The 435-nt window shown below is 66.0% G+C and carries 1 pseudogene; it reads left to right on the top strand.

Features of this window, described 5'->3' with window-relative positions:
- Positions 1 to 435, top strand: a pseudogene (locus tag DEQ92_RS22975) (DNA polymerase II small subunit); the annotation flags it as partial.

Here is a 435-nt window from a genome sequence, read left to right as displayed (position 1 = left end):
CGAAGCAACTCCGCGGCCGCGTCAATCACCGGCCGGCCGAGGCGATCCAGTCGATGAGCGGCGGCAACGACGCCGCGATGATCGGCCTCGTCAACGACATCCGATCGACGAAGAGCGGCCACTGGCTCGTGGAACTGGAAGACACGACCGGGACGTTCCCCTGTCTCGTGATGAAAGACCGCGAGTTCGCCAGCCTGGTCGACGAACTGCTGCTCGACGAGTGCATCGCCGTCGAGGGGACGCTCTCGGACGACGCGGGGATTATGTTCGTCGACGCGATGTACTTCCCGGACGTGCCGCGGACGTACTCGCCGAACACCGCCGACAGACACGTCCAGGCGGCCCTCATTTCGGACGTCCACGTCGGCAGTCAGGAGTTCGAGGCCGACGCCTGGGGTCGCTTCGCCGACTGGCTTCACACCGAGGCGGCAGAAC

Origin of the sequence: Haloferax sp. Atlit-6N, from assembly GCF_003383195.1 — an archaeon.
In the GTDB taxonomy this organism is placed as follows: domain Archaea; phylum Halobacteriota; class Halobacteria; order Halobacteriales; family Haloferacaceae; genus Haloferax; species Haloferax gibbonsii.
Note: the sequence above shows the minus strand (reverse complement) of the source record. Positions and strands in the feature narration are given on the sequence as shown.